Origin of the sequence: Sphingomonas aerolata (genome assembly GCF_023935825.1) — a bacterium.
GTDB classification, from domain to species: Bacteria; Pseudomonadota; Alphaproteobacteria; order Sphingomonadales; family Sphingomonadaceae; genus Sphingomonas; species Sphingomonas aerolata.
Genome location: NZ_CP098762.1, coordinates 1,364,580 through 1,391,417, shown reverse-complemented (window position 1 = coordinate 1,391,417; position 26,838 = coordinate 1,364,580). Strand labels below are relative to the sequence as shown.

The window sequence follows — 26,838 nt, the reverse complement described above, 5'->3', positions numbered from 1 at the left end:
TCAGCCGCCCGTGCGGCGGAGCAGATACACGTCCATGATCCAGCCGTGCCGGGCGCGCAGTCCGGCACGGCGCGTGACGATCTCCGCCCCGACCGCGGCGAGCGGCCCGGCGATCAGTGCCTCCTGCGCCATACCTAGATACGCCCCCCACCAGATCATGATCCCCTCGGGAGCGAGCGTCTCGAACGCGCACGCTCCGTCGAGCATCACCGCCAGCGTCCCGACCCCCGCCGGCCACCCCTCCGCGCGCAGCCTGCGCCCGGTGGTGATCGTCACCGGCGCGGCGAGCGTGTTGAGCGGGATCGCATGCGCCGCGGTCAGCGCCTGCAAACTTGTGATCCCCGGCACCACGCTCACCCCGATCGACCGCCCGCCGGCGCGCAGCCGCTCGGCGATCCGCAGGCTGCTGTCATAGAGCGACGGATCCCCCCAGACGAGGAACGCGACCCGTCCTCCGCCCGGTAGATGCTTCGCGATCTGCGCCGCCCAGACCGCCGCGATCTCGTCATGCCACGCGTCGACCGCCGCACGGTACGGCACGTCCGCATCGCGTCCGGGCAGATCGAACTCCACCACCTTGGCCGGCCCGGTCAGCAACGCGGTGCAGATCGTCCGGCGCAAATCGACCAGATCGGACTTCCCCGCGCCTTTCCGCGGCAGCAGGATCAGGTCGGCGGCGTTCATCGCCGTGACCGCCGCGCGCGTCACGTGATCGGGATTGCCCGTGCCGATCCCGATCAGCGATATCTCGATGTCGGCTGCACTCACGGCGCCATCAGCGAGCCGTAGAGGATCAGCGCGGGCTTGTCGGACACGCCCCCCGCCAGCCGCGCGGCGAGCCCCGCGATCGTCGACCAGGTCAGGCTCTGGTCGGGATGCCCGACATTTTCCGCGAGCAGCGCGGTCGTGTCGCCCGACAGACCATGTGCGACGAGCGACTCGACCAGAGCCGGAAACGTCCGCTGCGGCATGAACACGACCGTCGTCGCCTCCGGATCGGCAAGCGCGGCCATGTTGCGTTGCTGCGGCAACTGCCCGGTCACGTCATGCCCGGTGACATATTGCACCCGCCGCGCGGACAGCCGGCGCGTCAGCGGTATCGCCGCGGCGGCGGCGGCGGCGCTCGCCGCGCTGATCCCCGGGACGATCTCGAACGTCACGCCCGCCTCGCGCAGCGCGACGATCTCCTCCTCAAGCCGTCCGAACATTCCCGCATCGCCCGATTTCAGCCGGACGACGCGCGCGCCGGTCAGCGCGTGGTCGACCAGTAGTTGCGAGACATGCGACTGGCGCGGCGACGGCCGCCCCGCGCGCTTGCCGACCGCGACCAGTTCGGCATCGACGCGCGCATGGCCCAGCACCGCGCCCGACGACAGGTCGTCGAACAGCACGACGTCGGCGCGCTGCAACCGCGTCACCGCCTTCAGCGTCAGCAATTCGGGGTCGCCGGGGCCGGAACCGACGAACGAAACGAAACCGGTCATGCAGCCGGTGGGCCAAGCGGGGCGATCATGTGGAAGAAACTACCCGTCACGCCGCCGCGATGCGAGCCGGTTTCGGGCACGGCCTGCGCATTCGCGTCGACCACCTGCGCCAGCGGCGCGTCGGGCTGGTCGAGGATCGTCGAATAATGGAATTCATGCCCCGCCAGCATCGCTCCCGCCGGTATCCCGCCGATCGGCGCGTGCAGCGTCGCACGGCGATAGCCCAGATGCATCCGCCGCTTCTCATAACTCGTCACCAGCCCGAGCAGCCCGGCCATCCGGTGCCGTGTCCCGTCCGCATCGATCAGCCCCTCACCCAGCGCCATATAGCCGCCGCACTCGCCGTGCACCGGTCGCGTCTCGGCATGCAGCGCCAGCGCCGCGCGGAACCGGTCCGCCGCCGCCAGCGCACCCGCATGCAGTTCGGGATAGCCCCCCGGCAGCCAGACCAGATCCGCGTCCTTCGCCGGCGCCTCGTCCGCCAGCGGCGAAAAGGGCAGGATCTCCACCCCTGCGCTGCGCCACCCGTCGAGCACATGCGCATAGGTGAATGAGAAGGCGGCATCCTGAGCCAGCGCGATCCGCTGTGCCGGCGGGGTCGGCACGACCGTCCCCTGCGCGACCGGCCGCGGCGTGGCGGCGGCCGCATCGCGCAGTGCGGCGATATCGACATGCGCGCGCAGGAACGTCGCATAGGCCGCGATCTGCGCGTCGAGCGCAGGGTGCTCGATCGCCTGTACGAGCCCCAGATGCCGCTCGGGCAGCGTCAGGTCGCCGCGCCGTGGCAGCGCGCCGAACACGCGGATCCCGACCGCCTCCATCCCGCTGCGTGCCAGCCGTTCGTGCCGCTCGCTCGCCACGCGGTTGAGGATCACGCCTGCGACCCTCACGCCGGGATCATAGCGCGCAAACCCTAGCGCAGTCGCCGCCGCGGACTGTGCCTGACCCGACACGTCGATCACCAGCACGACCGGCCAGCCCATCCGCCGCGCGACGTCCGCGCTCGCGCCATTGCCCGTCGCGCCCGCGTGCGCCACGCCGTCGAACAGCCCCATCGACCCTTCGGCCAGCGTCATGTCCGCATCGTCGCCGCGCGCCGCGATCCCGTCGAGCCGCGGCCCCGTCATCGCCCAGCTGTCGAGGTTGAACGACGCGCGCCCGCTCGCCGCGCGGTGAAACGCCGGGTCGATATAGTCGGGCCCGCATTTGAACGGCTGAACCGCGATCCCGTCGTCGCGCAGTGCGCGCAACAGCCCTAGCATCACCGTCGTCTTCCCCGTCCCCGACGCGGGCGCTGCGACCAGCAGGCCCGGCGTGGCGTCGCGCGTCATGGCGTGTCCCCTGCGAACCGCGACTCCGCCGATTGCGGCCGGAACCGCCGGTCATAGCCTTGCGCATACAGGCTGCTCGTCGCGAAATCGCCCGGCGCCAGCACGCGCCCGACCAGAATCAGCGCGGTCCGCTCGGGCCGCCCCGTCACCGCCTCCTCGATCGTCGACACAGTCGCGCGGACGATCTGCTCGTCGGGCCAGCTCGCGCGCCACACCACCGCGACCGGGCAGTCGCCACCATAAGCCGGCAGCAGATCCGCGACGACCTGCGCCAGATTGTGTACCGACAGGTGGATTGCCAGCGTCGCCTGTGTCGCGGCGAACGCGGCAAGCGTCTCGGCCAGCGGCATCGAGCTTGCCCGTCCCGGCGTCCGCGTCAGCACCACCGACTGCGCCAGTTCGGGCAAGGTCAGTTCGACCTCGAGCGCGGCGGCGGCGGCGGCAAAGGCGGGGACGCCGGGGGTGATCGTCACCGGAATGTCCAGCGCGCGCAGCCGCCGCAGCTGCTCGCCCATCGCCGACCAGATCGACAGATCCCCCGAATGCAGCCGCGCGACGTCCTGCCCCCCTGCGTGCGCGGTGACGATCTCGGCCATGATCTGGTCGAGGTCCATCGGCGCGGTGTTGACGATCCGCGCACCGGGCGGACAATGCTCCAGCAGCGCCTCCGGGATCAGCGACCCGGCATAGAGGCACACCGGCGACATCGCGATCCGGTCGCGCCCCCGCAACGTCAGCAAGTCGGGCGCACCCGGCCCTGCACCGATGAAATGCACGGTCATGGTCGAAATCCTTGGGCAATGGCGCAGGTCGCGCGTCGGCACGGCGAAATATGGCGAAGGGTCAGCAGCCTCGCGCCCGGCCCCGCACCGGCAAGCGCGGCGGCCTCGGCAACGCTGCCGGTCCCCCGCACGGCAAGGCTCGCAGGGGACCGGGTGATGGGACTGGCCGCAATCAGCGCGGCGGGATCGACCGTGATCAGCGGCAGACCCAGCAGCGCCGCGATCTCGCCGGGCAGCCCGTGCTTGTCATCGGGCGCCGCCAGCGCCTCGACCGGCGGCAGCCCCTGCTGCGCGGCGGCCAGCGCGGCCCGCAACGCGGCGGCATCCGCGGCTGTGTTGAAGCCAAAACCCGCGACGATCATGCCGGATACGCCCATTGCACCACCGGGAACTGCGCGCGCCACCCACGTCGCGTCCCGATCGGCACCGCCTGCGCCACCTCGATCCGCATCAGGCTCCCCCCCTGCGCTGCCTGCCACTGCGTCAGCAGCGCCTCCGATTCGAGCGTCACCGCATTCGCGACGATGCGCGCGCCCTGCTCGACCCGCGGCCACAGCGCGCGCAACAGCGCCTCGGACAGCCCCCCGCCGACGAACACCGCATCGGGACATGCCTGCGTGTCGAGACACTCGGGCGCCCGCCCCTCGACCACCACCAGCCGGTCGACGCCCATCGTCGCGGCATTGTCGCTGATCCGCCGCGCGCGGACCGGATCCGCCTCGAACGCAATTGCCCGCATTGACGCGTGCGCGAGGAGCCACGAAATCCCGATCGATCCCGATCCCGCGCCGATATCCCACAAGTTCTCGCCCGGTTTCGGCGCGAGCGCGGCCAGCGTCACCGCGCGGATCGGCGACTTGGTGATCTGCCCGTCATGCGCGAACCAGTCGTCGGACAGCCCCGCCTGCGGCATGACCGCGCCCGCGCCCTCGAAGACGATGCCGACCGCGACCGGATGCGCGATGTCGTCGAACGCCATCGTCGCGGCGGTCGTGTGACGGATCCGCTCGCGCGGCCCGCCCAGCGCCTCGAGCACGTGCAGCGCCGACGCGCCGAACCCCGCCGCATCCAGATACGCCGCCAGCCCGCCGACCGCCGCCCCGTCGCGCACCAGCACGATCGCGCGCCGCCCCCTCGCGACATGCGGCCGCAACCGGCCGAACGGCGCGGCATGCAGCCCCAGGCATATGCAGTCCTCGAGTCCCCAGCCGAGCCGCGCCGCCGCCAGCGCGAAGCTCGACGGTGCGGGATGCGCGGTCCACTCGCCCGGCCTCAGATGCCGCATCACTGACGTGCCCGCGCCGAACCAGAACGGATCCCCCGATGCCAGCATCACCACCCGCCGGCCGCGATGCCCGATCAGCCGCGCGATCCCGTTCTCGAACGGCACTGGCCAAGCCTCGACCGCCCCCCTAAGCTCGCCGGCAAGCGCCAGATGGCGGGTCGCGCCCGTCACGATCTCGGCATCGGCCAGCGCCGTGCGCGCCGCGGCGGACAGCCCGGCCACCCCGTCCTCGCCAATCCCGAGAATCGTCAGCCACGGAGCCTCAGTCATTCCGACCATCCTGCTTCTCGGCGGCACCACCGAAGCCAGCGCGCTCGCCGCACGGCTCGCGGCGCGCGGCGATCCGACCGTGCTGAGCTATGCCGGCCGCGTCGCCAACCCGCGCGCGCAGCCGGTGCCCGTCCGCATCGGCGGCTTTGGCGGCGTCGGAGGGCTCGTTACCTATCTCAAAGAGCACCGTGTCACGCACCTGATTGACGCGACGCATCCCTTCGCCGCGCAGATGCACCGGCATGCGGTCGAGGCCGCGGCACAGGCGGGCGTCGCGCATGTCGCGCTCGCCCGCCCCGCCTGGACCCCGGTTGCGGGCGATCTCTGGCACCGCGTCGCCGACATCGCCGCCGCCGTCGCCGCGCTCGCCGGCCCGCCGCAGCGCGTGATGCTCGCACTCGGCCGGATGCATGTCGACGCTTTCGCGCAGCAGCCGCAACACGACTATCTGCTGCGTTTCGTCGATACGCCCGATCATCCGCCGCAGCTGCCCCGCCACCGCCTGGTCGTGGACCGCGGCCCGTTCGACGCGGCCGGCGACACCCAATTGATGCGCGACCACTCGACAGACCTGGTCGTCTGCAAGAATGCAGGCGGCAGCGGCGCGGCGGCCAAGCTCGTCGCCGCGCGCACGCTCGGCCTGCCGGTGATCATGATCGACCGCCCGCCGCTGCCTGCGCGGCACGCGGTCGATACGGTCGACGCGGTGCTCGACTGGCTCGATCATGGCGCCGACCGCGGCGTATAGAGGATCGGCCGCTGCGCCCGCGCGATGATCCGCGTCAGGCTCGACCCCACGATCACCATCGTCCGCATGTCCGCCATCTCTGCGCGCGCGTCGGTCAGCGGTACGATCGACAGCGCTTCCTCGGGCGTCGACACCGCCCGCGCGAACAGCACCGGGCGATCGTCGCCGCACGTCGTGCGAAGGATCTCGAACGCGCGGACCAGCCCGTCGGGTCGCGCCTTCGATCGCGGATTGTAGAAGGCGATCGCGAAATCGGCCTCCGCCGCCAGCCGCACGCGCCGCTCGATCAGCGCCTGGGGCTTCAGATTGTCCGAAAGGTTGATCGCGCAGAAATCATGCCCCAGCGGCGCCCCCGCGCGCGCACTCGCCGCCAGCATCGCGGTGATCCCCGGCAGCACGCGGATGTCGATCCCTCCCCACGCCGCCGGCCCCGCCTCGAGCGCCTCGAACACCGCCGCCGCCATCGCGAACACGCCGGGATCCCCCGACGACACGACGACGACGCGCGCGCCTTCCGCTGACAGTTCGAGCGCATGACGCGCGCGGTCGATCTCGACCCGGTTGTCGCTCGCATGCAGTGTCAGACCGTCGCGCGCCGGAACCCTCGCGACATAGGGGATATAGCCGATCACGTCGGTTGCCTCGGTCAGCGCCGCGCTGACCTCGGGCGTCACCAGCGCGGTATCCCCCGGCCCCAGCCCCGCAATCGCCAGCCAGCCAGCCCCTGCGCTCTGGATCATGGCCGCCGCCCCTGCCCGTGGATCAGCAGTATCGCGAAATAGGGCGTGACCGCATCCGCCTCGCACAGCCGCGTGACGCGCTGCTCGGCCATCGCGGCATATTCGACCAGCCACGCCGCCTCCTCGCGCCCCGCCGCGGCGACCGCGCGGCGCAGCTTGGCGAGGTGCCGGCCGATCTTCATCACCACCAGCGCATCGGTGTCGCGGATCCGCCGCACCAGATCCGCCTCGGGCAGCGTCCCCATCACCACCGTCAGCACGTCGTCGCCCCAGGTGATCGGCGCGCCGCTCGCGGTCCAGGCGCCCGACATGCCGGTGATGCCGGGAACGACGGCGACCGGCGCGACCCCCTGCAACCGCGTATAGAGATGCATGAACGATCCGTAGAAGAACGGGTCGCCCTCGCACAGCACCACCACGTCCTCGCCGCCCAGTGCCAGCGCCGCGAGGTGATCGATGCACCCCGCGTAAAAGCCTGACAGCCGGTCGTTGTAGCGCGGATCGGACAATGCGATCTCGGTGGTGACGGGATATTCCATGGGATATTCGATCACGTCGTCGCGGAGCATCCCCTCGACGATCCGGCGCGCCTGTCCCGGGCGTCCCGCCTTGCGGAAATAGGCGACGTGGCGCGCACCGCGTACCAGCCGATCCGCGCGCACGCTCATCAGGTCGCACGCCCCCGGCCCCAGTCCGACGCCGTGAATCGTGCCGGTTACGACCACCTGTCCCGGCGGCGGCACCAAGGTCGCGGATGGCGCCACCACGCCGATCATTCCGCCGCACTCGCCAGCGCGTTGATCGCCGCGACGGTGATCGCGCTGCCGCCCAGCCGCCCCTCGACGATCACGCACGGCACCGGCTGCGCTGCCCACAGCGCATCCTTCGATTCGACCGCTCCGACGAAACCCACCGGACAGCCGATGATTGCCGCGGGCCGCGGACAATCGGGATCCTCCAGCATATTGAGCAGGTGGAACAGCGCAGTCGGGGCATTGCCGATCGCCACCACCGCGCCTGCCAGATGCGGTCGCCAGAATTCCAGCGCGGCGGCCGAGCGCGTCGTTGCCATTTCTCTCGCCAGCGCGACCGTCTCGGGTGTGTGCAGCGTACAGATCACCGCATTGTCCGCCGGCAAACGCGCGCGCGTGATCCCCTCGGTCACCATCCGCGCATCGCACAGGATCGGCGCCCGCGCCCGCAACGCCGCACGCGCGGTATGTGCGAAGCCGGGCGAAAAGCGGATATCCCCCGCCAGGGGGACCAGCCCCGCGGCATGGATCATCCGCACCGCGACCGGCTCCTCCTCGGCGTCAAACCGCGCGAGATCCGCCTCGGCGCGGATCATCGCGAACGACTGGCGATAGATCGCGGCCCCGTCAGTCTCATAGGCATAGGGCATCAGGCGGCTCCGGACGGCTGGGAGAAATGGGCGATAATCTGAGCGGGTTCGAACGCGCCGAGCAGCGGCGGCGCGCCCGCGCCCGCGCGCGCGTGCAGGGCAAGATCGAACCGCCCGTCGCGCCCGGTCAGCACCACGTCCGCAGGCCTCGCACGCGCGCAGCCCTTGGCGCATCCCGACACGTGCAGGCTGCCAGCGACCAATGGAGCCAGCCGCCGCGCGAGGTCGCGCGTCGCGACGCTCGCCTGCGGACAGGCGGGCGCGCCGACACAGGCGTCCACCCCGGCGCGCACGCTGCTCTGGTCGCGCGCGTTATCTGGCACACCCCCTTCGAGGATCAGCATCCGCCACGGCGTCACCCGGATCGCCGTGACCGGTTCCGCAGCGATCCGGTCGCGCAGCACCGTCCCCGCGATCCGCCCGAAACCGAGCGCGATCGCCGCGCCGAGTGGGTGCGCCCCCGCCTCGGGCGGCGGCGCGACGGGCGCAGGGACCAAAGTCGCGGGCCCCGGCACGGCCGCCGCGTGGCGCGCCATCCGCCCCGCCGCCGCACCGCCGCTGTCGACGAACCACCGCGCCAGCGCGATCAGCGCGTCGACCGCGGTGTCGCGCGTCACGTCCACCCCCGCCGCACGCCCCTCGCCGCGGACCAGCAGCCTGCCGTCCACCGCGCGCTCGACCCGGAAATCGGCGGGCGCGCGGGTCAGCACCGGCGCCGGGCCGGCATCAATTGCAAAACCGACCTTGCCGGGCAGCACCGGCAGGTCAGCCAATCGCTCGCGCAACGCGGTGGCGATATGCTGCGTATCGTCCCCGTCCTGCCAGTCGGGCGCAACCAGAACCGCACCCCGCGCCTCGCGCTCCGGATCGGGGTCGATCAGCCCGACTGCCAACAACGCCTCGACCAGCCCCCGCCAGCCCGCCTCGGCCACGCCGCGGATCTGCAGGTTCGCGCGGCTGGTCACGTCGACCTCGCCATTCCCCCACGCCATCGCCGCATCACACAGCGCGAGTGTCTGCGCGCGCGTCAGCCGGCCGAGCGGCGGGCGGATCCGCACCAGCAGCCCGTCGCCCGCCGCCATCGGCCGCCACGCATCGGGGCACCATCCCTTGACGGCGAACGCGCTCATGCCGGCAGCTCGAGCTGCGCGAGGATCGAATTGCGCCGCGTCGGCCACAGACCGGCCGCATGCAGCGCCGCGAACCGCGCGGTCATCGCCGCCAGCGCCGCGGGGTTCGCGCTTTCCAGAAACGCGCGCACCGCGTCGCGCCCCAGCGTCGCATCATAGTAGAGATCGATAAGCTCGGGAGACACCACCCGCGCCAGCTGCGCGAACATCGCCATATGGTCGAGCGTCGCGGCGATCTCCGCGCCCCCGCGAAACCCGTGCCGCATCATCCCCTCGACCCAGGCCGGGTTCGCCGCCCGCGCATGAACGACCCGCGCAATCTCCTCGTCCAGCGACCGCGCACGCGGCCGTTCTGGGTCGCGCGCATCGAGATGATACAGCGCCGCGGCCTTGCCCCCCGCAACCGCCTGCGCGGCCGCAAACCCTGCCTCGTGTGCAGCATAATCCGCGGCGAGCAACAGGTCGGTTTCGGGCAGGTCCTGAACATGGACGAACGCGTCGGCGGCGGCGACCCGGTCGCGGATCCCCGCCGGATCGAACCGCGTCGCACCGTCGTCGCCCGCCCCGTCGAGCGCGTGGCTCGACGCCGCCAGCCACGCCGCACCCGCCGCCGCCCGGGCCGCCTCGCCGTACGTCTCGCCCGCATCGCCAAGACCCAGTCCGTAGCGACCCGGCTCCGGCCCATAGACCCGCGCACCGACGGCAGCGCCAACGAACGGGTTCCAGTCGCCGGGCTCGTCGCGCAGCGCCAGCGCGCGCACCGCCTGCCCGAACATCTGGCCGAGCGCGGGAAACGCGTCGCGAAACAGCCCCGATACGCGCAGCGTCACGTCGATCCGCGGCCGGTCGAGCCTCGCCAGCGGCAGGATCTCGACCCCCGTGACGCGGTCCGACGCGTGATCCCAGACCGGCTCCGCGCCGAGCAGGTGGAGCGCCATCGCGAACTCCTCGCCCGCGGTCCGCATCGTCGCCGACGCCCACAGGTCGACGACCAGCGCGCGCGGATAGTCGCCCTCGTCCTGCAGATGCCGGCGGACCAACTCGTCGGCCAGCCGCACGCCCTGCGCATGCGCCGCGCGCGACGGCACCGCGCGCGCGTCGGTCGCATACAGGTTGCGCCCGGTCGGCAGGACGTCGCTGCGTCCGCGCCACGGCGACCCCGACGGCCCCGCCGCGATCCGCATGCCGCGCAACGCGTTCAGCAGCCCGTCGCGCTCGGCCTCCCCCTGTTCGCCACGCCCATAGACGTGCAGCCCGTCGCCGAACTGGCTCTCCTTCACGTCGCACACGAACGTGTCGATTCGCGTGATCGCCTCCGCCTGGCTCGCCGCCTCGTCGAGCCGCAGCGTCGCCGCCAGTCCGGTCGCGCGCGCCTCGTCGGCAATGTCGCGCTGCAGCCGGTCGCGCCGCGCGGGGTCGAGCCCGTCGGCGGTCGAAAACTCGTCGAGCAGCGATTCGAGCCGCCCCAGCCCCGCGCCGCTGCGCGTCGTCGCGGCCGGCGGCGGGACATGGCCGATCGTCACCGCGCCGATCCGCCGCCGCGCCTGCGCCGCCTCGCCCGGATCGTTGACGATGAACGGATAGAGCACCGGCATCGCCCCGGTCAGCGCCTCGGGCCAGCATTCCCCCGACAGCGCGACCGCCTTGCCCGGCAGCCATTCGAGCGTCCCGTGCGCGCCGACATGGATCAGCGCATCACTCCCCCGCGCGTGCAGCCACAGATAGAAGGCGACATAGGCATGACGGGGACAGCGCGACAGGTCGTGATACTCCCCGACCCGCGCCGCACTGCGCCCGCGTTCGGGCTGGAGCGCAATCACCACGCCCCCCCGCTCGACGCCCGCGAACCCGAACGCGCCGTCGACACAGGCCAGATCGTCCTCGGGCGCGCCCCAGCTTTCCTCGAGCGCCTCGCGCAACACGGCCGGCAAGCCCCCAAGCGCCGCACGATACGCCGCGACCGGCCACGCGATCCGCCCCGTCGCCAGCGCCTCGGCCAGGCCTCCGGATGCAGTCTCCCCGGTCGCATAACCCGCGGCCGCCAGGTCCTCGACGATCGCCTCGGCAGACGCCAGCGCGTCAAGCCCGACCGCATGCGCCATCTGATACTCCTTGCCCGGATAGGTCGACAGCACGACCGCGGGCCGCTGCTCGGCGACCGGCCGCTCCGCCAGAAGCACCCAGGCCGCGACGCGCGCGACGATCGCGTTGATCCGGGCGGGCTCGGCCCGGTGCTCGCGCCGCGCATAGCCGAGAGCGTCGTCGCGGACGCCGTCCTCCTTGAAGCTCGCGACGCCTGCGAACAGCCGTCCGTCGACCTCGGGCAGAACAACGTGCATCGCCAGGTCGGCGGGGGACAGCCCGCGCGTCGATCCCGCCCAGGCGGCGCGGTCCGATGTCGCCAGCGCGACCTGGAACACCGGCACCCCCGCCCCGTCGAGCGGCGAGCTGTTATCGGCGCCGCGGCCGGAAAAGGCGGTGGCGTTCACGATCGCCGCCGGGCGCAGTGCGACGACCCAACGCGCCAGCCACCCCGCCGCGCCCGGCGCCTTCAGCGACGGCGCGAACAGCCCGACGACCTCGAACCCCGCCGCGCTCAGCCCGGCATGCAGCGCCTCGACCGGGTCGAGATCGGCAGCGGTCAGGTAGGAACGGTAGAAGATCAGCAGGATTCGCGGCCGCGTCGCAGTCATCGCGAACGCCGCGGGGCACGTCACCCCGTCGCGCGGCTGCCAGCCGCCGACCTCTGGGACCGTCTTCACCCCCGCGACCGGCCCCGCATAGAGCCCTGCCGCCAGCGCCATCTGCGCCAGCGCCGCCTGCGCCGCGACCGCGCCGCCATCGTCGCACAAGGCGGCGAGCCGGCGCAGCGTCGACACCGGCACCGTCGACGCCGCATCGAGCCGTGCGTCGATCCGCCCGTCGGCCGGCAGCACCGCCAGCGCGATCCCCCGCGCCCGCGCCAGTGCCTCGACCTGCTGCAACCCATAGGACCAGTAGGACCGCCCGCCGATCAGCCGGATCACGATCCCCTTCGCCCCACCGCTCCCGCTCCCGCTCAGCGTCCGCTCGACATAGGTATCGACCGACAGCGGATGCGCGAGCGCGGACAGATTGGCGAGCCGGAGCGACGGCAGCGGGCTCCCACTCGCCGCCGCACGCCGCCACCCGGCCGCGAACGCGCCGAGATCCCCGTCCGAAAAGGACAGGACGACAAGATCCGCCGGGCTCTGCGCCAGGTCCTGCGGGACCGCGCTCTCCTCCAGCCCGTGGCTTTCGCGGAAGACGACGTGCATCGTCGTCAGCCCTGAAGCGCGGCCCGGATCCTTGCGGGGTCGATCCGGTCATGCTCCGCGATCACCACCAGCCGCGTCTGGCGCGCCTCGTCGCCGCGCCACGGCCGGTCATATTGCGTCCGCACCCGCGCCCCGACCGCCTGCACCAGCAGCCGCATCGGCTTGCCCGTCACCGCGGCATAGCCCTTCACGCGCAGGATGTCGGCGTCGCGCGCGAGGGTCTCGATCCGCGCGGCGAGCGCCGCCGGGTCCGCGATCTCGCCGAGGTCGACGATCATGCTGTCGAAATCGTCATGCTCGTGATCGTCCGCGCCATCATGGTGCGACGGTCGCGCGGCGATGTCGTCCTCCGCCGCCGCGTTCAGCCCGAGCACGACGCGCGGATCGATCACCCCGTCGGTCAGCGCGATCACCGGCAACGCACGCGGGGACTCCGTCGCGACCACCGCGCGCGCCGCAGCCACCCCCGCCTCGCCCGCCAGATCCGCCTTGGTCAGCAGCACCAGATCCGCACAGGCAAGCTGGTCCTCGAACACCTCGGCAAGCGGCGTCTCGTGATCCACGCTCGGATCCGCGCGCCGCTGCGCCTCGATCGCGGCGAGGTCGGGCGCGAACCGTCCCGCGGCGACCGCTTCCGCATCGGCCAGAGCGATCACCCCGTCGACTGTGATCCGCGACCGGATCGCGGGCCAGTCGAACGCCTTGAGCAACGGCTTGGGCAAAGCGAGCCCCGACGTCTCGATCAGGATGTGGTCGGGCCGCGGGTCAAGCGCGAGCAAAGTCTCGACGGTCGGGATGAAATCGTCCGCGACGGTGCAGCAGATGCAGCCATTGGCGAGCTCGACGACATTCTCGGCCGGGCAATCGGGGATCGCGCAGCCCTTCAAGATGTCGCCGTCGATACCGAGCGTGCCGAATTCGTTGACGATCACCGCGAGCCGCCGGCCACCGGCATTCCGGATCAGGTGGCTGATCAGCGTGGTCTTGCCCGCGCCGAGGAATCCGGTGACGATGGTAACGGGAATCTTGGCCAGGGTCGGCTGGGGGTCGGTCATGCGATACTCTCCGGGCGTTGGAACGACGGCCACGGACGGGCGCACGCCCGCAGCCACACGCGCGCACGACCTGAAGGCCGCACGCGTTCGTCGCTCAGACGGAGTACCGTGCCGCGACCATCCCCTGGATCAAGGCAAGAGCGACCATGACGCTGGCAGGTCTCCTGGCTCGCGGGTCGAAGCTCGATGCACGCCTTCCCAGGTCCCGTGACCCAGTGGCTGCCCCCGCATCGGGGGCCTGTGCGTCTCGCTCACCGCTTACAGTTGCAGGGACAGCCGCGGCATTGGGAGGCAAAGCTCCCGCACCGCATTCCCATTCAAGCCCCGAAGGGCACCGGCGCGATCTGTTGAGGTTCGGTAGAACCAAACCTCGGGGTTGGGTTTAGAGGAGTTTCGTGACTGTGCCAATGCACCTGACCTCCGTCATTCTGACGAAAGTCAGGATCCAGGGCCACGCATGATCCGGTGATTGGCTCTGGGCGCCGGGTCGAGCCGGGGATGACGACGCTGCTCGTTACCCCCGCACCACCTCGATCTCGTCGAACCGCTTCCACCGGTAGATCGCGAAACTCAGCACCCAGCACGCCACGAACAGCGCGATGATCGCAAAGCCCAGCCCGTTGAAATTCTCGCCCAGCGCCGAAGCAACGTCCCACACGCCCCCGCTCAGGCCGAGCTTCGACGCCAGCAGCGCGAGCGTCTCGATCCCGCCGATCGCGATCGCGACGATCGCCGAGATCAGCGTGATCGTGATGTTGTAATAGAGCTTGCGGATCGGCTTCACGAACGCCCATTCATACGCGCCGAGCATCACCACCCCGTCGGCACTGTCGACCAGTGCCATGCCCGTCGCGAACAGCACCGGCAGCACCAGCACCGTGCCGATCGACAGCCCGTCCGCCGCCTGGCTTGCAGACAGGCCGAGGATCGCGACTTCGGTCCCGGTGTCGAACCCCAGCCCGAACAGGAACCCGAGCGGCGCCATGTGCCAGCTGCGCGTGACCAGCCGGAACATCGGCCGGAACAGCCGCGCGAGCAGCCCGCGATTGCCGAGAAGCAGGTCGAGATCCTCCTCGACATAGCGCCCCCCGCCGCGGACATGGCCGAAGGTCCGCCACACCGATCGCAGGATGATCAGGTTCATCGCCGCGATCGTGAACAGGAACAGCGCGGAGATCAGTGTCGCGATCACCCCGCCCGCCTGCTTGAACGCCTCGAACTGCGCCAGCGCACTCGCGGTCAGCGCGATCGCGACCGCGGCGATCAGGACGATCCCCGAATGGCCGACCGCGAACCAGAAGCCGACCCCGATCGGCCGCTGCCCGTCCTGCATCAGCTTGCGCGTCACGTTGTCGATCGCCGCGATATGATCGGCGTCGACCGCATGGCGCAGCCCCAGCCCCCAGGCGAGCATCGCGGTGCCCAGCATCAATGGCTGCGTTTGGAACAGCGCGAACGCCCATCCCCAGGCGGCGATATTGGCCGCCACCAGCATCGCGAACATCCAGCCGATCCGGTGTCGCGTCGAACGACCGGCGGTCCGCCCGGTCATGATCTTGGTCATTGGCACATCCCCGGCGTCCGACGAGGACGGGGGCCTGCCGCGAACGACCGGGACGCGCGCCGACCGGACGCCCTGAGCGGCCGGCATGCGTCGCCGATGCGGCCCCCGCCGCATGGTCGTCGCTCAGACGGCGTTCACCGTGCCTCGGCCACCCCCTGGACCGGGACAAGAGCGACCAGACGCCGGCAGGTCTCCTGGCTCACGGGTCAAGGCTCGACGCACACCTTCCCAGGCCATCGGCCCAGTGGCTGCCCCCGTCGCAGGGGGCGCGTGCGTGTCGCTCGCCGCTTACAGTTGCAGGGACAGCTGCGGTCTTGGGGCAAACCCCGCACCGCATTCCCATTCAAGCCCCGAGGGGCACCGACGCGATCTGTGCGGATCCGGCTTGCGTCGGACCTGCGCCACAGGGCTAGCGCGTTTTGCCTGCGCTGACGACAGGATTTGCGCGCGACGCAACGCAGGGCATGTCGTCCCATCTCACCGCAACGTCTGCCTTACCTCGTACGTTGATCGCATAACCGACCGGTGTCCTGCCGGTCGCGGCGTTGCCCGCTTTCCGCCCCGCGGCATTCGTGCGAGCAGCGCAGACCTTCATCGCCCCGCTGAACGGAGCCCGCATGCGCCCTCTCGTCCCCGTCGCCGAAGCCCAGTCCCGCCTCTTCGCCATGGCATCGCGCGTGCCGGCCGAAACCGTGCCGCTGCGCTCCGCGATGGGTCGCTGGGCGGCGGAGGACATTCTCGCCCGCCGCACCCAGCCTGCGACCGACCTTTCGGCGATGGACGGCTATGCGATCCGCTACGCCGATCTACCCGGGCCGTGGACGGTCATCGGCGAGAGCGCGGCCGGCCGCCCCTTCGCCGGCACGCTCGCCCCGGGCGAGGCGACGCGCATCTTCACCGGCGCGGCGATGCCGCCCGGCGCTGATACCGTCCTTGTTCAGGAAGAGGCCGCGCGCGACGGCGACCGGCTGATGCTCGACGGCGAAGGCCCCGCCTTTGAAGGCCGCAACACACGCCGCAAGGGGCTCGACTTCGCGACCGGCACGCGGCTGATCGCGGCCGGCGATCGGCTGACGCCCGCGCGCATCGCGGTCGCTGCGACCGGCGGACACGGCACGCTGTCGGTCGGCCGCCGGCTGCGCGTCGCGGTCGCCGCGACGGGGGACGAGCTCGTTCCGCCCGGCTCGACCAGCGACCCCGTCCCGCTACCGGAATCAAACGGCATCATGCTCGCCGCGATGCTCGCCGACCTGCCCGTCGACATTATCGATCTCGGAATCCTCCCCGACCGGCTCGACACGCTGCGTGACGCCTTTGCCGGGGTCGACGCCGATCTGCTGGTAACCACGGGGGGCGCGTCGGTCGGCGATCACGACCTCGTCCGCCCCGCGATCGAGGCGGCCGGCGGGGCAATCGACTTCTGGCGGATCGCGCTGCGCCCGGGCAAGCCGATGATGGCGGGTACGCTTGGCCGGACGATGCTGCTCGGCCTGCCGGGCAATCCCGTCTCCGCCTTCGTCACCGCGATCCTGTTCGTCCGCCCCGTGGTCGCGCACATGCTCGGCGCGCGCGATCCCCTGCCGCAGACGACGCATGCGCTGCTCGGCGAGGATCTTCCGCCCAACCAGTCGCGGACCGACTATATGCGCGCCGAACTGCGCAAGGGTCGCGCCTATGCCTCGACCATCCAGGACAGCTCGATGCTGCTGACGCTCGCCCGTTCGTCCTGCCTGATCATCCGCGACGGCGACGCGCCGGCGGCAAGGGCGGGCGACTCGGCGGAAATCCTCGTCATCGCGTGACGTCACCGCTTGACGAAGCTGCAAGTGTTCCATAGAAGTTCCTCGTCTGTTCCGGACGGAGAACCGTTATGCTCACGCGCAAGCAGCACGAGCTTGTCTGCTTCATCAATGACCGCCTCGCCGAGACGGGCGTGTCGCCCTCGTTCGAGGAGATGAAGGACGCGCTCGACCTGAAATCGAAATCGGGCGTGCACCGTCTGATCAGCGCGCTTGAGGAGCGCAACTTCATCCGACGCCTGCCCAACCGTGCGCGCGCGCTCGAAGTGCTGCGGATGCCCGAGCGTCCCGAGTCTGCAACAGGGCAGATGGCGGCGAAGTCGGGGCCGAAGGTGGCGGCATCGGCCGACACCGTATCTGCGCCGAACACGGCCAGCGCCACGCCCGCGTCGCCCGATCGCATCGCGGCGAACGACGTCGTCGAGATCCCGCTGCACGGCCGGATCGCCGCCGGCGTCCCAATCGAAGCCTTTGAAGGCAGTTCGATGCTCGCCGTCCCGGCCGCTTTGCTTGGCACTGGCGAGCATTATGCGCTGGAGGTTTCGGGGGACTCGATGGTCGAAGCCGGCATCCTTGACGGCGATTATGCGCTGATCCGCCGTACCGAGATCGCACGCGACGGCGAGATCGTCGTCGCGCTGATCGAGGACAGCGAAGCGACGCTGAAATATTTCCGCCGCGAGGGCGCAATGGTCCGGCTCGACCCGGCCAACCGCGCCTATGACCCCCAGCGTTATGCGCCCGCACAGGTCCGGGTTCAGGGCAAGCTGTCGGGTATCCTGCGCCGCTACGACTGACGAATGCCGGGTGGCGCTGGCGGTCATCACCGCCACGCAACCGGCAGTGGCGTTCGTGACCAACGGCCCCAGGCACCATCGTCCGCGTTTCGGAATTGCGGCCCTCCCAATCGGAGGCCCCACCTTCGCAGTATCATGACCCGACATACCCAGTCGCGACCTATCGCTCTGACCACCCCCGAGCCGGCACCCGAAACCGGACCGACGCCGCCCCCCCGGCCAGCCCATGCTGATCGCCCGCCGCCCCGAACCGTCGCATTGGCCGCGCCAGCGTCGGCGGATCGCGCCACGGGTGCCGATCTCCCGGATTGAGCACCGTCACCATCCGCCCCGTGGTCAGCGTCAACGCGATCCCCCCGGTCCGCTCAAGCACCGATCGATCGAGCTTCAGCCATCGCGGCGTACAACCACGCGGCAGCCCGCGCTCGCTGATGACGATGTCCGCGCGCCGGCAGGCGGCAACCATCTCCGCGATCGGCACCCGGTAAACGCTCCGCGTCGCCAGCACGCGCCAGGCTCGGCCGCGGGCGACAACATCGGTCAGGCACAGGTCGCGGCTGCACCGCGCATCGGGCTGATCCGCGAGCAGCAGCGGCTCACCGTCGACCCCACCATTCTCCGCCAGCGTATCGCGGACATAGTCACCCGCCCGATCGCGGAGCAGCGCGAGCCCGGCGGCGGTCCGGACCGCGACGTGGCGACCATCGCCCGTCACAAGGATATCGGGTGACGGCGTCGTCAGCGCCCAGATCGCGCCGACCGCCAAGGGCAGGATTCCGATCCGTCGCCACCGCGTCCGCCACAGCGCGATCCACACACCGCCGCCGACCATCAAGGCAAACGCCCCGTCGGGAACCGCCGGCAACGCGCGGACCGCGCCCGGTGCATGCGCCACACCGCGCGCGAGCCACAGCAGCGCGTCGAGCGCATGCTGCACCAGCCACCAGGCGGGCGCGCCAATCCCGATCGTGTCGAGCAGCAGCGCCAGCGCCTCGAACGGCATCACGACGAACGTGGTCAGCGGGATCGCGACGATGTTGGCGACCGCGCCGTACAGCCCGGCCTTGTGGAAATGATAGACCGCGATCGGCATCAGCGCCGCCTCGACGACGAGCCCGGTCAGCAACAGCGACCCCACGCCGCGCAACAGGCGCCTGCCGCGGCCCTCGTCATGCGGCGCGAACGTGGCACGGACGACGGGATGCTCGTGCAGTGCGATAATCGCGGTGATCGCGGCGAACGACAATTGGAAGCTCGGCCCGGCCAGCGATTCGGGCAGCGCGAGCATCACCGCGATCGCCCCCGTCGCGACCAGCCGCAACGTCATTGCCTCGCGCCCCATCGCCAACGCAACCAGCACCAGCAACGCCGCGACGCAGGAGCGGATCGTCGGCACCTGGCTGCCCGTCAGCACGGTATAACCGATCGCCGCCGCCGCACCGGCAAGCGCGGCGATCAACGGCAGTCGCGTGTGCAGCGCGAGCCACGGGCTGAGCGCAAGCAGCCGCATCACGATCAGCATCGTCGCGGCGACCGCGGCGGTGATGTGGAGGCCGCTCACCGACAGGAGATGCGCCAGCCCGGCGCGCCGCATCGCCTCTGCATCGGCGTCGCTGATCGCGCCGACGTCGCCGGTCGCCAGCGCCGCCGCGATCCCGCCTGCGCTCCCGTTGAGTTGCGCGACGATATGCCGCGACAACGCCACCCGGACCCCTGCGCCACCGCGGCCCGGCACTGTCACAACGACGGGCGAAAAGCCCCGCCCCGTCGCGCCGATCGCGCCGAACCAGGCGACGCGCGCAAAGTCATAGGCGCCGGGCACCGCGGGCAAGGGCGGCGGCATGAGTCGCGCGCGAAGCTTTATCGTCGCGCCGATCCCCAGCGCCGCTGGCGCATCCGCCTCTGCCAGGTTGATGCGGACGCGGCCGGGCAACGCAACCGGCGCGCCATCGGCGTCCTGCCCCAGCCCGACCGGCCGCACCGTCAACCGCACCAGCCGGCGCGCGACGAGTGGTTCGATCGTCTCGACCCGCGCCGACAGCTGCACGAAAGTCGGCCCCGCGAGCACCGGTGCCGCCACGCGGTGCGATCGCACCCAGATCAGCCCGATGCCCAGCGCCGCCGCGATCGCGCCGATCGCGAGCATCCGTGCCGCGCGCCCGCCGCGACCCGCCGCGAGTCCGGCCAAACCGCCAGCGACCAGCACCAGGATCGCGGTGCCCCATGCCACGGGATCGGGCAGCACGAACCACAGCGCGATGCCGCCCCCAAGCCCCACGGGCAACCAGGTTATGAGCTGGTCGCGCTCCGCCTCCAGCCAGCGTTCGATCGCCCGGCCCGGCTCCGCCATCCAGGGCGGCACGCCCATTTGTCGCCGCCGGGGACGCATGCTAGAGGCGGCGACGGCTGATCCGGCCATCGTTTCTACAGTCTGGGAGCACCCGCGGTTGGGCGCAATATCTGATACGGATGCCGTCGTTTCGGCCGCACCCGTGGTTACTCGTTTCGCTCCGTCGCCGACGGGGTTCCTGCATCTTGGCGGCGCGCGCACGGCGTTGTTCAACTGGCTGTTCGCCAAGGCGAACGGCGGCAAATTCCTGCTGCGTATCGAGGATACCGACCGCGTGCGGTCGACCCAGCCGGCGATCGACGCGATCATCGACGGGATGCGCTGGCTAGGGATAGACTGGGACGGCGACGTCGTCATGCAGTTCGCCGGCGCCGATCGCCACGCCCGCGTCGCGCACCAGATGGTCGAGGCCGGCCACGCCTATCGCTGCTACATGACCAATGACGAGATCGCGGCGATGCGCGCCGAGGCGCAGGCGGCCAAGAAGCCGCTTCGCATCCGCAGCCCATGGCGCGATCGTCCGGCGAGCGAGGCCCCCGATCTTCCCCATGTCGTCCGACTGCGCGCGCCGCAGGAGGGTGCGGTCACGATCGAGGATCGCGTCCAGGGATCGGTGACGGTCCGCAACGAGGAAATCGACGATCTTGTCCTCCTCCGTTCGGACGGCACGCCGACCTACATGCTCGCGGTCGTCGTCGACGATCACGACATGGGCGTCACGCACGTCATCCGCGGTGACGATCACCTCAACAACGCGTTCCGCCAGCTGCCGATCTACCGTGCGATGGACGCGATCGAGGGCGGCTGGCCCGATCCGATCTATGCGCACATCCCGCTGATCCACGGCCCCGATGGTGCCAAGCTGTCCAAGCGTCACGGCGCGGTCGGCATCGAGGCCTATCGCGACGAGATGGGCATCCTGCCCGAGGCGTTCGACAATTACCTGCTGCGGCTCGGCTGGGGGCACGGTGACGACGAGATCATCAGCCGCGAACAGGCGGTCGAATGGTTCGACCTGTCGGGCGTCGGCAAGTCGCCCTCGCGCTTCGACCTGAAGAAGCTCGAGAATCTGAACGGCCACTATATTCGCGAGGCCGATGATGCGCGTCTGGCCCAGCTCGCCGCCGATCGGCTCGGGCATGCCCTGCCCGATGGCGGACTCGACCTTCTGACTCGCGCCATGCCGGTCCTGAAGCCACGTGCAGCGAACCTGAACGAACTCGCCGAAGGTTCGAATTTCCTGTTCAGCCAGCGACCTTTGGCGATGGATGACGCCGCAGCGAGCCTTTTGCAGGGTGAAGCGAGTGCGATTCTGACGAACGCGCATGCTGAACTTGACGCGCTCGACAAGTGGGATACGGAAGCGCTCGAAGGCGCGGTACGGCGCGTGGCCGAAGCGCGAAGCCTAAAGCTCGGGCAGGTTGCACAACCCCTTCGCGCCGCGCTGACCGGTCGCAAGACGTCGCCGGGAATATTCGATGTGCTCGACCTGCTCGGGCGTGACGAGAGCCTCGGTCGGATCGCCGACCGGATGGCAGACTGATAAGATTTCGAGGAAGGATACAAGCATGAGCGAGACCGCAAACCTCAAGGTCGACGGCAAGGAATTCGATTATCCGGTCATGTCCGGTACGGTCGGCCCCGATGTCATCGATATCCGCAAGCTGTACGCGCAGACCGACAATTTCACCTATGATCCGGGCTTCACCTCGACCGCCTCGTGCCAGTCGAAGCTGACCTATATCGACGGCGATGCGGGCACGCTGCTCCACCGCGGCTACACGATCGGCGAGCTCGCCGAACAGTCGAACTTCATGGAAGTCGCCTATCTGCTGCTGAACGGCGAACTGCCCAGCGAAGAAGAGCTGTCGACCTTCTCGAACACGATCACGCGCCACACGATGGTGCATGAGCAGCTCGCGCAGTTCTTCCGCGGGTTCCGTCGCGACGCGCATCCGATGGCGATCCTGTGCGGCGTCGTCGGCGCGCTGTCGGCCTTCTATCACGATTCGACCGACATCCACGATCCGGCACAGCGCGTCATCGCGTCGCATCGCCTGATCGCCAAGATGCCGACGATCGCCGCGATGGCGTACAAGTACAGCGTCGGCCAGCCGTTCGTCTATCCGGACAACACGCTGAGCTACACCGGCAACTTCCTGAAGATGACGTTCGCCGTGCCAGCGGAGAAGTACGTCGTGAACCCGATCGTCGAAAAGGCGATGGACCGCATCTTCATCCTCCACGCCGATCACGAGCAGAACGCGTCGACCTCGACCGTCCGTCTCGCCGGCTCGTCGGGTGCCAACCCGTTTGCGTGCATCGCGGCCGGCATCGCCTGCCTGTGGGGCCCCGCGCATGGCGGCGCGAACGAAGCCGCGCTCAACATGCTGCACGAGATCGGCACGGTTGACCGGATCCCCGAGTTCATCGCCCGCGCGAAGGACAAGAACGATCCGTTCCGCCTGATGGGCTTCGGTCACCGCGTCTACAAGAACTACGATCCGCGCGCGGCGGTCATGCAGACGACCGTCAAGGAAGTACTCGGCGAGCTGGGTGTCACCGACCCTGTGTTCGACGTCGCGATCGAGCTCGAGCGTCTGGCGCTGAGCGATCCCTACTTCATCGAGAAGAAGTTGTTCCCGAACGTCGACTTCTATTCGGGCGTCATCCTCTCGGCGATCGGCTTCCCGACCTCGATGTTCACGGTGCTCTTCGCACTTGCCCGTACCGTCGGCTGGGTTGCGCAGTGGAACGAGATGATCACCGATCCCGACCAGAAGATCGGCCGTCCGCGCCAGCTCTACAGCGGCCCGACGCAGCGCGACTATACGCCGATGGCGTCGCGCTGAGATGAAGCTGCGGCCGATCCTCATGGCCATCGGCGTGCTGTGCGCGCTGATGGGGTTCCTGTGGATCGGCCAGGGGCTTGGCTATGTCCATTGGCCGCGATCGAGCTTCATGCTCGATCAGCGGCCTTGGGCGGACCGCGGCGCCGCGCTCGCGGTATTAGGCCTGGTACTGATCCTGGCCGCGCGTCGCCTGCGTCGGTAACGACAACACGAAGCGCGCCCCCTCGCCGATCGCGCTGTCGATCGTCAGGTCGCCGCCCATCGCGCGTGCCAGCCGCCGCGCGATATAGAGGCCCAGGCCGTTGCCGCCCGGCTCGGACGCGTCGACCCGCTCGAACTTTTCGAAAATCCGCGCATGATCCGCGGGCGCCACGCCCTTGCCGGTATCCGCGACGACGACGGTCACCTGATCGCTCCCCGCATGCGCCGTCACCAGCACCGCGCCACCCGACTGCGAATAGCGCACCGCGTTGCCGATCAGATTGACCAGGATCTGCAACACGCGACGGAAATCGCCGCGCGCGACGACGCGGGCTTCAGCGGCGGGCCGGGTGATCGTCACATTCGCGTTGCCCGCTCGCACCGCCAGCAGCCCGGCAGCACGCCGCGCAATGTCGGCCATATCGATCGTCTCGAGAAGCAGCGCGAAGTCGGGCCGCTCGACCGCCTGAAGATCGACCAGATCGTCGACCAGCGCCAGCAGATGGCGACCGGCATTGGCTATGTCGGCGGCATAATCGGTATAATCGGGCTGCACCAGACCATCGGTCTGGGCATGGATACTGTCGGCGTTCGCGACGATGCGCGCCAGCGGTGTCCGCAACGCCCGGTCGAGCCCGGCGGTGAAGGTCGGCGACAGCTGGTCTGCCCCCGCCGGCCGGGGCTTGGCGGGCGGCGATGGCACGTCCGCGGGATCGTCGATCAGTTGCCCGCTGCCGATGAACCCGGCAAAGGCGCGTTCCGCGTCACGGCGAACCACGGCGCTCAGCATGATCGCGCGGCCCGACCCCCGCAGGCGCGCGGGCTGTGCGTCGAGCGGCTGGCGGCGCGCGACCGCGTCGAGGATCGGCAGCGCGCCGTCATCGCCGCTGTCGAGCATGACGAGGCTCGTCAGCGGCTTGCCGAGCAACGCCAGCGGGTCGACGCCCATGCGAGGCCCTGCGTCGGGCGATACGAATGTCAGGCGAAGTGCTGCGTCGGTTTCCCAGCGCCAGTCGGCACCACTCGACAGGAAATCGACGCCTGCACCGGGGTTCGGTGCCGCTGGACGCCACGGCTGGAGTTCGCGCCAGCCGCTCACCGCAAGGCCGACTGTATCGCCCTCGGGCTGCGCACGGACCCACAGATCGAGATCGACGTCGTCATCGGCGATCACCACACTGCGCGAAACCGCGATTCCCAGCCGGCGCGCCAGGCGGGCGATCATCGCGAGCTGCGGCACCGCGATCGGCGCGCCGATCACCCCCCCGGCGCGGCTGTTGAGCGCAAGCAGGATCGGATCCGCCGACAGCAACACGCCGTCCCCTGCCACTTCCGCCAGTGCGACCGCAGTGTCGCCGGTCATATATCCCGTCATCGTCGGTCTGCCCCGGCCAGCGCCCGCAACGCAGCGCGAAACTCGCGGTGCATTGCCAGCGGTGCGATCGCCGCGCGCGCGTCGTCGACCGCGACGCTCGCGATGCTGTCGAGCGCGTCGGCGAAACTTTCGATATCACGGCGTGAATCGGCATCGGCCAGCGCCAGCCCGATCCGCGCGATCGTTTCCCGGTCGAGATCCGCCGCCCGCAGTGCCAGCCACAATTGCTCTCCGTCGGGATCGAGTACGATCACCCGCACCTGTTCGGCATCGATCCCGATCGCATGCGCCAGCACCGCAACGAACAACGTCAGACGCCGGTCGCCGAGCGCCTCGACCAGCAGCGCCGGCAATTCGTCGCGACGGGCATCGATCGCCGCGGCGAGGCGGATCGCGACCGCTTCGGGGCGCTCCGCGTCATCATGCGCGGCAAGGCTGCGCAGCGCCGCTTCGGTGATCGCCTGATCGCTCTGGCCGCGGCCCTGCATCGCGACCATCTCGCCAGCGTCCTTCAAGGCATCGTCAAGTCCGTCGCGCACCGCCGCGGCAACCCACCAGACGAGGCGGCGATGCAGGTCAGCGGGCACGTCGCTTCCCGCGATCGTTCCCGACTCATTAGCCGCGCGACGCCGGCTTTCCGCCGCGAGCAGCGCGCCGGCCGCGGTGGCGACGGTCGTATCCGACACCCCCGTCAGGCGGATCAACAGGCTCGGCTCCTCGGGACCGGCGATCGCGGCGGGAAGGGCGTCTGCGATCAGGTCGTGCCGGACGCGTGCGATCAGGTCCTTCATCAGGTCGCGATCGCGCAACACCCCCGACCGCGTCAGCCGCAGCAAGGCGCCGCCCTGCGTCAGGATCGCCTCCGCCCGCGTCGTCTCCCCAAGCCCGGCGAGAACGCGGGCGGCATGGCGGCGGATATCCGCTTCGATCGCCCCGATGATGCCGCGCAGAACATGCGCCAGCATCAACCGCGTACGTTCCTCCAGCCGCGCATCGGCGGTCAGGAAAAAGTCGGTGATCGTGGTTTCCAGCCGGTCGTCGGCCCGCTGACGCGCACGCGCGGCGCGCGCGATCGCACTCGCGCGTGACAGCGCGGGATCAGGCAAGGGTTCAGAGCCAACCGACATGCGCCGTGCCTACCCCCTTATTGTTAAGGCGGTACTAAGGCTGAAGACGAAGATGCTCGATTGCCGCAGCCAGCGTGACCGTCGCGTACAGCCCGGCGATCGCAAGGCCCAACAGCGGAAATCCGAGGATCGCGACGATCGTGACGATCAGCAGATAGGCCGGCGCACTGCCCCACCACATGTGGCGCGCGCGCTCGACGATCGCGCGTTCCCCCAGTGCCGCGATCGCAAGCAGCGCGGCCGCCATGACCAGCGCGCTGTTGTCCGCCGAATAGCCCGCCCATAGGAAGGCAAACAGCAGAACGGCGAGCGCGCTGACGACGCCGATCCCGCGCGTCTGCATCGTCGCGACCGATTCATCATCGCGCAGCCCGCTCAGCACCGAGCCGATCGCCAGACCGACACAGGCCGTGCTGGCGAGCACCAGTCCGGTCGCCAGCCAGCCGAACAGCATGGCGCCGAGCCCGGCGGCGGCGATACCCAGCGACGTCGCGCCAACGGTCGTGCCGGCAACGCTCTTATCGACCAGGAACGGCAGGCCGAGCCTGGCGATCGGCGCGAGCACGAAACGGTCGAACCAGCCGCTGCGCCCCGACACGATGGTCGCCAGCACGGCACGGCCGCGTTCTTCCAGCGTCCGCGCCTCGCGCTCGATGCCGTGCCCGCTGCGAATTGCATCGGTCGGCAACAGGATCTGCACCGCGCGCGCCTGCACCGCGATCCGCAGCAGCGTCGATTGCAGGTCGTAATCATTGGGCAGGCCAGCGACTTCGGCGATCCGGGCGGGTTCCAGCCGGGCGACACCGGCCCATGCCATCTGGCCGCCGACGCGCTCGAACCCGGGTCCGGCATCGTCCTCCGGCACGACGAGCAGCGCATCGCCACCCTCGTTCGCCATCGCCGCGACGATGCTCTCGGTCGTGACCAGCCCGTCGCCGAGCATCAAGACGCGCGCCAGCGGATGGAGCTTCTCCATCGCCTCGGCCGCAGTCCGGACGGTATCGACCGCGACGCCGCGGCGGTTGATGCGGTTGATCGCGCCCAGCAACTCGGGCGTCAGCCGCGCGACGACGACGATGACCTGACGCACGCCGGCTGCGATCAACAACCGCGCCTGATACTCGATCAGCGTGACGCCGCTGAACGGCAGAGTGGCAGCCAGGCGATCGGGGCGATCGTCGGCATCGTGAATAGCAAAGAGAAGCCCGGCAAGCATCTGCGGCTGTTAGGCGTCGAAACGGCGGATGCAA

The 26,838-nt window shown here is 70.2% G+C and carries 23 protein-coding genes and 2 riboswitches; of the genes, 6 read left to right on the top strand and 17 right to left on the bottom strand.

Annotated features, from left to right (window positions below):
• Genes cobF through NEF64_RS06485 form a run of 6 tightly spaced genes read right to left on the bottom strand, consistent with a single transcriptional unit; the run spans position 1 to position 5,161 of the window.
• The gene (cobF, locus tag NEF64_RS06510) at positions 1-768 is read right to left on the bottom strand and encodes a precorrin-6A synthase (deacetylating) (protein ID WP_235516358.1); all 768 of its coding nucleotides are present in this window, start codon (positions 766-768) and stop codon (positions 1-3) included.
• A complete protein-coding gene (gene cobA, locus NEF64_RS06505; RefSeq protein WP_056406229.1) occupies positions 765-1,484 on the bottom strand; it encodes a uroporphyrinogen-III C-methyltransferase in 720 nt (239 codons plus the stop codon). Before cobA ends, cobF begins: the two co-directional genes overlap by 4 nt.
• Positions 1,481-2,815 carry a cobyrinic acid a,c-diamide synthase CobB gene (locus tag NEF64_RS06500; RefSeq protein WP_056406228.1) on the bottom strand — a complete coding sequence of 445 codons (1,335 nt, stop codon included), beginning with the start codon at positions 2,813-2,815 and terminating at the stop codon, positions 1,481-1,483. The genes cobA and NEF64_RS06500 overlap by 4 nt, the downstream gene beginning before the upstream one ends.
• Positions 2,812-3,597, bottom strand: a complete 786-nt coding sequence (cobM, locus tag NEF64_RS06495; RefSeq protein ID WP_056406227.1) for a precorrin-4 C(11)-methyltransferase — start codon at positions 3,595-3,597, stop codon at positions 2,812-2,814. Before cobM ends, NEF64_RS06500 begins: the two co-directional genes overlap by 4 nt.
• On the bottom strand, positions 3,594-3,959 hold the full coding sequence (locus tag NEF64_RS06490) for a cobalamin biosynthesis protein (RefSeq protein ID WP_056406226.1): 366 nt from the start codon (positions 3,957-3,959) through the stop codon (positions 3,594-3,596). Before NEF64_RS06490 ends, cobM begins: the two co-directional genes overlap by 4 nt.
• On the bottom strand, positions 3,956-5,161 hold the full coding sequence (locus NEF64_RS06485) for a bifunctional cobalt-precorrin-7 (C(5))-methyltransferase/cobalt-precorrin-6B (C(15))-methyltransferase (RefSeq protein WP_056406225.1): 1,206 nt from the start codon (positions 5,159-5,161) through the stop codon (positions 3,956-3,958). Before NEF64_RS06485 ends, NEF64_RS06490 begins: the two co-directional genes overlap by 4 nt.
• Between NEF64_RS06485 and NEF64_RS06480 the strand changes: the two genes are divergently transcribed.
• Entirely contained in the window at positions 5,151-5,900 is a 750-nt protein-coding gene (locus NEF64_RS06480; protein WP_056406425.1) for a cobalt-precorrin-6A reductase, read from the top strand. The two genes, NEF64_RS06485 and NEF64_RS06480, sit on opposite strands and share 11 nt — an antisense overlap.
• On the opposite strand, the gene cobJ is transcribed toward NEF64_RS06480, so the two are convergent.
• The 7 genes from cobJ to NEF64_RS06445 form a co-directional block, all read right to left on the bottom strand.
• Positions 5,876-6,640 (bottom strand): precorrin-3B C(17)-methyltransferase, encoded by a 765-nt coding sequence (gene cobJ / locus NEF64_RS06475; protein ID WP_056406224.1) that lies wholly within the window; start codon positions 6,638-6,640, stop codon positions 5,876-5,878. The genes NEF64_RS06480 and cobJ overlap by 25 nt on opposite strands.
• Positions 6,637-7,407: a precorrin-2 C(20)-methyltransferase gene (gene cobI / locus NEF64_RS06470; RefSeq protein ID WP_261362618.1), complete on the bottom strand. Its 771-nt coding sequence runs from the start codon at positions 7,405-7,407 to the stop codon at positions 6,637-6,639. The genes cobJ and cobI overlap by 4 nt, the downstream gene beginning before the upstream one ends.
• 5 nt (positions 7,408-7,412) lie before the next feature.
• Complete coding sequence (locus NEF64_RS06465; protein WP_056406223.1) at positions 7,413-8,042, bottom strand: precorrin-8X methylmutase; 630 nt, start codon at positions 8,040-8,042, stop codon at positions 7,413-7,415.
• The gene (locus NEF64_RS06460; RefSeq protein WP_056406222.1) at positions 8,042-9,172 is read right to left on the bottom strand and encodes a cobalamin biosynthesis protein CobG; all 1,131 of its coding nucleotides are present in this window, start codon (positions 9,170-9,172) and stop codon (positions 8,042-8,044) included. The genes NEF64_RS06465 and NEF64_RS06460 overlap by 1 nt, the downstream gene beginning before the upstream one ends.
• Positions 9,169-12,468 (bottom strand): cobaltochelatase subunit CobN, encoded by a 3,300-nt coding sequence (cobN, locus tag NEF64_RS06455; RefSeq protein ID WP_056406221.1) that lies wholly within the window; start codon positions 12,466-12,468, stop codon positions 9,169-9,171. Before cobN ends, NEF64_RS06460 begins: the two co-directional genes overlap by 4 nt.
• Positions 12,469-12,473: 5 nt before the next feature.
• Positions 12,474-13,523: a cobalamin biosynthesis protein CobW gene (cobW, locus tag NEF64_RS06450; protein ID WP_056406220.1), complete on the bottom strand. Its 1,050-nt coding sequence runs from the start codon at positions 13,521-13,523 to the stop codon at positions 12,474-12,476.
• Between the two features lie 137 nt (positions 13,524-13,660).
• A riboswitch (cobalamin riboswitch) is annotated at positions 13,661-13,877 on the bottom strand.
• Between the two features lie 160 nt (positions 13,878-14,037).
• The gene (locus NEF64_RS06445; protein ID WP_476727171.1) at positions 14,038-15,075 is read right to left on the bottom strand and encodes a HoxN/HupN/NixA family nickel/cobalt transporter; all 1,038 of its coding nucleotides are present in this window, start codon (positions 15,073-15,075) and stop codon (positions 14,038-14,040) included.
• 179 nt (positions 15,076-15,254) lie between these two features.
• Positions 15,255-15,467: riboswitch (cobalamin riboswitch) on the bottom strand.
• Between the two features lie 237 nt (positions 15,468-15,704).
• Between NEF64_RS06445 and NEF64_RS06440 the strand changes: the two genes are divergently transcribed.
• Together NEF64_RS06440 and lexA are read left to right on the top strand one after the other, a co-directional pair.
• Entirely contained in the window at positions 15,705-16,889 is a 1,185-nt protein-coding gene (locus NEF64_RS06440) for a molybdopterin molybdotransferase MoeA (protein WP_056406219.1), read from the top strand.
• A 68-nt stretch (positions 16,890-16,957) separates the two neighbouring features.
• Entirely contained in the window at positions 16,958-17,683 is a 726-nt protein-coding gene (gene lexA, locus NEF64_RS06435) for a transcriptional repressor LexA (RefSeq protein ID WP_252574722.1), read from the top strand.
• Between the two features lie 160 nt (positions 17,684-17,843).
• Here lexA and NEF64_RS06430 read toward each other — a convergent pair whose 3' ends face one another.
• A complete protein-coding gene (locus NEF64_RS06430) occupies positions 17,844-20,051 on the bottom strand; it encodes a ComEC/Rec2 family competence protein (protein WP_235516356.1) in 2,208 nt (735 codons plus the stop codon).
• A gap of 19 nt (positions 20,052-20,070) precedes the next feature.
• On the opposite strand from NEF64_RS06430, the gene gltX reads away from it, so the two are divergent.
• From gltX to NEF64_RS06415, 3 genes are read left to right on the top strand one after another with little or no spacing between them, the layout of a single operon-like run.
• Complete coding sequence (gene gltX, locus NEF64_RS06425) at positions 20,071-21,576, top strand: glutamate--tRNA ligase (protein ID WP_081877730.1); 1,506 nt, start codon at positions 20,071-20,073, stop codon at positions 21,574-21,576.
• Between the two features lie 25 nt (positions 21,577-21,601).
• A complete protein-coding gene (locus NEF64_RS06420) occupies positions 21,602-22,885 on the top strand; it encodes a citrate synthase (protein ID WP_031395755.1) in 1,284 nt (427 codons plus the stop codon).
• Between the two features lies 1 nt (position 22,886).
• A complete protein-coding gene (locus NEF64_RS06415; protein WP_252574720.1) occupies positions 22,887-23,087 on the top strand; it encodes a hypothetical protein in 201 nt (66 codons plus the stop codon).
• Here the strand turns inward: NEF64_RS06415 and NEF64_RS06410 are convergent.
• From NEF64_RS06410 to NEF64_RS06400, 3 genes are read right to left on the bottom strand one after another with little or no spacing between them, the layout of a single operon-like run.
• Positions 23,043-24,449 (bottom strand): sensor histidine kinase, encoded by a 1,407-nt coding sequence (locus NEF64_RS06410; protein ID WP_056406418.1) that lies wholly within the window; start codon positions 24,447-24,449, stop codon positions 23,043-23,045. The genes NEF64_RS06415 and NEF64_RS06410 overlap by 45 nt on opposite strands.
• Before the next feature lie 8 nt (positions 24,450-24,457).
• Positions 24,458-25,588 (bottom strand): DUF2336 domain-containing protein, encoded by a 1,131-nt coding sequence (locus NEF64_RS06405; RefSeq protein ID WP_056406217.1) that lies wholly within the window; start codon positions 25,586-25,588, stop codon positions 24,458-24,460.
• Between the two features lie 34 nt (positions 25,589-25,622).
• Positions 25,623-26,804, bottom strand: a complete 1,182-nt coding sequence (locus NEF64_RS06400; RefSeq protein ID WP_056406216.1) for a glycosyltransferase family protein — start codon at positions 26,802-26,804, stop codon at positions 25,623-25,625.
• Positions 26,805-26,838: the final 34 nt, after the last annotated feature.

What these genes read in the sequence shown, in the direction of transcription:
- NEF64_RS06400 (WP_056406216.1), bottom strand. Translation starts at nt 26,804, where the DNA reads ATGCTTGCCGGGCTTCTCTTTGCTATTCACGATGCCGACGATCGCCCC.
- cobJ (WP_056406224.1), bottom strand. Translation starts at nt 6,640, where the DNA reads ATGATCCAGAGCGCAGGGGCTGGCTGGCTGGCGATTGCGGGGCTGGGG.
- NEF64_RS06460 (WP_056406222.1), bottom strand. Translation starts at nt 9,172, where the DNA reads ATGAGCGCGTTCGCCGTCAAGGGATGGTGCCCCGATGCGTGGCGGCCG.
- NEF64_RS06485 (WP_056406225.1), bottom strand. Translation starts at nt 5,161, where the DNA reads ATGGTCGGAATGACTGAGGCTCCGTGGCTGACGATTCTCGGGATTGGC.
- cobM (WP_056406227.1), bottom strand. Translation starts at nt 3,597, where the DNA reads ATGACCGTGCATTTCATCGGTGCAGGGCCGGGTGCGCCCGACTTGCTG.
- NEF64_RS06410 (WP_056406418.1), bottom strand. Translation starts at nt 24,449, where the DNA reads ATGACCGGCGACACTGCGGTCGCACTGGCGGAAGTGGCAGGGGACGGC.
- cobA (WP_056406229.1), bottom strand. Translation starts at nt 1,484, where the DNA reads ATGACCGGTTTCGTTTCGTTCGTCGGTTCCGGCCCCGGCGACCCCGAA.
- NEF64_RS06490 (WP_056406226.1), bottom strand. Translation starts at nt 3,959, where the DNA reads ATGATCGTCGCGGGTTTTGGCTTCAACACAGCCGCGGATGCCGCCGCG.
- NEF64_RS06500 (WP_056406228.1), bottom strand. Translation starts at nt 2,815, where the DNA reads ATGACGCGCGACGCCACGCCGGGCCTGCTGGTCGCAGCGCCCGCGTCG.
- NEF64_RS06440 (WP_056406219.1), top strand. Translation starts at nt 15,705, where the DNA reads ATGCGCCCTCTCGTCCCCGTCGCCGAAGCCCAGTCCCGCCTCTTCGCC.
- NEF64_RS06445 (WP_476727171.1), bottom strand. Translation starts at nt 15,075, where the DNA reads ATGACCGGGCGGACCGCCGGTCGTTCGACGCGACACCGGATCGGCTGG.
- gltX (WP_081877730.1), top strand. Translation starts at nt 20,071, where the DNA reads ATGCTAGAGGCGGCGACGGCTGATCCGGCCATCGTTTCTACAGTCTGG.
- lexA (WP_252574722.1), top strand. Translation starts at nt 16,958, where the DNA reads ATGCTCACGCGCAAGCAGCACGAGCTTGTCTGCTTCATCAATGACCGC.
- NEF64_RS06465 (WP_056406223.1), bottom strand. Translation starts at nt 8,042, where the DNA reads ATGCCCTATGCCTATGAGACTGACGGGGCCGCGATCTATCGCCAGTCG.
- NEF64_RS06430 (WP_235516356.1), bottom strand. Translation starts at nt 20,051, where the DNA reads ATGGGCGTGCCGCCCTGGATGGCGGAGCCGGGCCGGGCGATCGAACGC.
- cobN (WP_056406221.1), bottom strand. Translation starts at nt 12,468, where the DNA reads ATGCACGTCGTCTTCCGCGAAAGCCACGGGCTGGAGGAGAGCGCGGTC.
- cobW (WP_056406220.1), bottom strand. Translation starts at nt 13,523, where the DNA reads ATGACCGACCCCCAGCCGACCCTGGCCAAGATTCCCGTTACCATCGTC.
- NEF64_RS06415 (WP_252574720.1), top strand. Translation starts at nt 22,887, where the DNA reads ATGAAGCTGCGGCCGATCCTCATGGCCATCGGCGTGCTGTGCGCGCTG.
- NEF64_RS06420 (WP_031395755.1), top strand. Translation starts at nt 21,602, where the DNA reads ATGAGCGAGACCGCAAACCTCAAGGTCGACGGCAAGGAATTCGATTAT.
- NEF64_RS06405 (WP_056406217.1), bottom strand. Translation starts at nt 25,588, where the DNA reads ATGTCGGTTGGCTCTGAACCCTTGCCTGATCCCGCGCTGTCACGCGCG.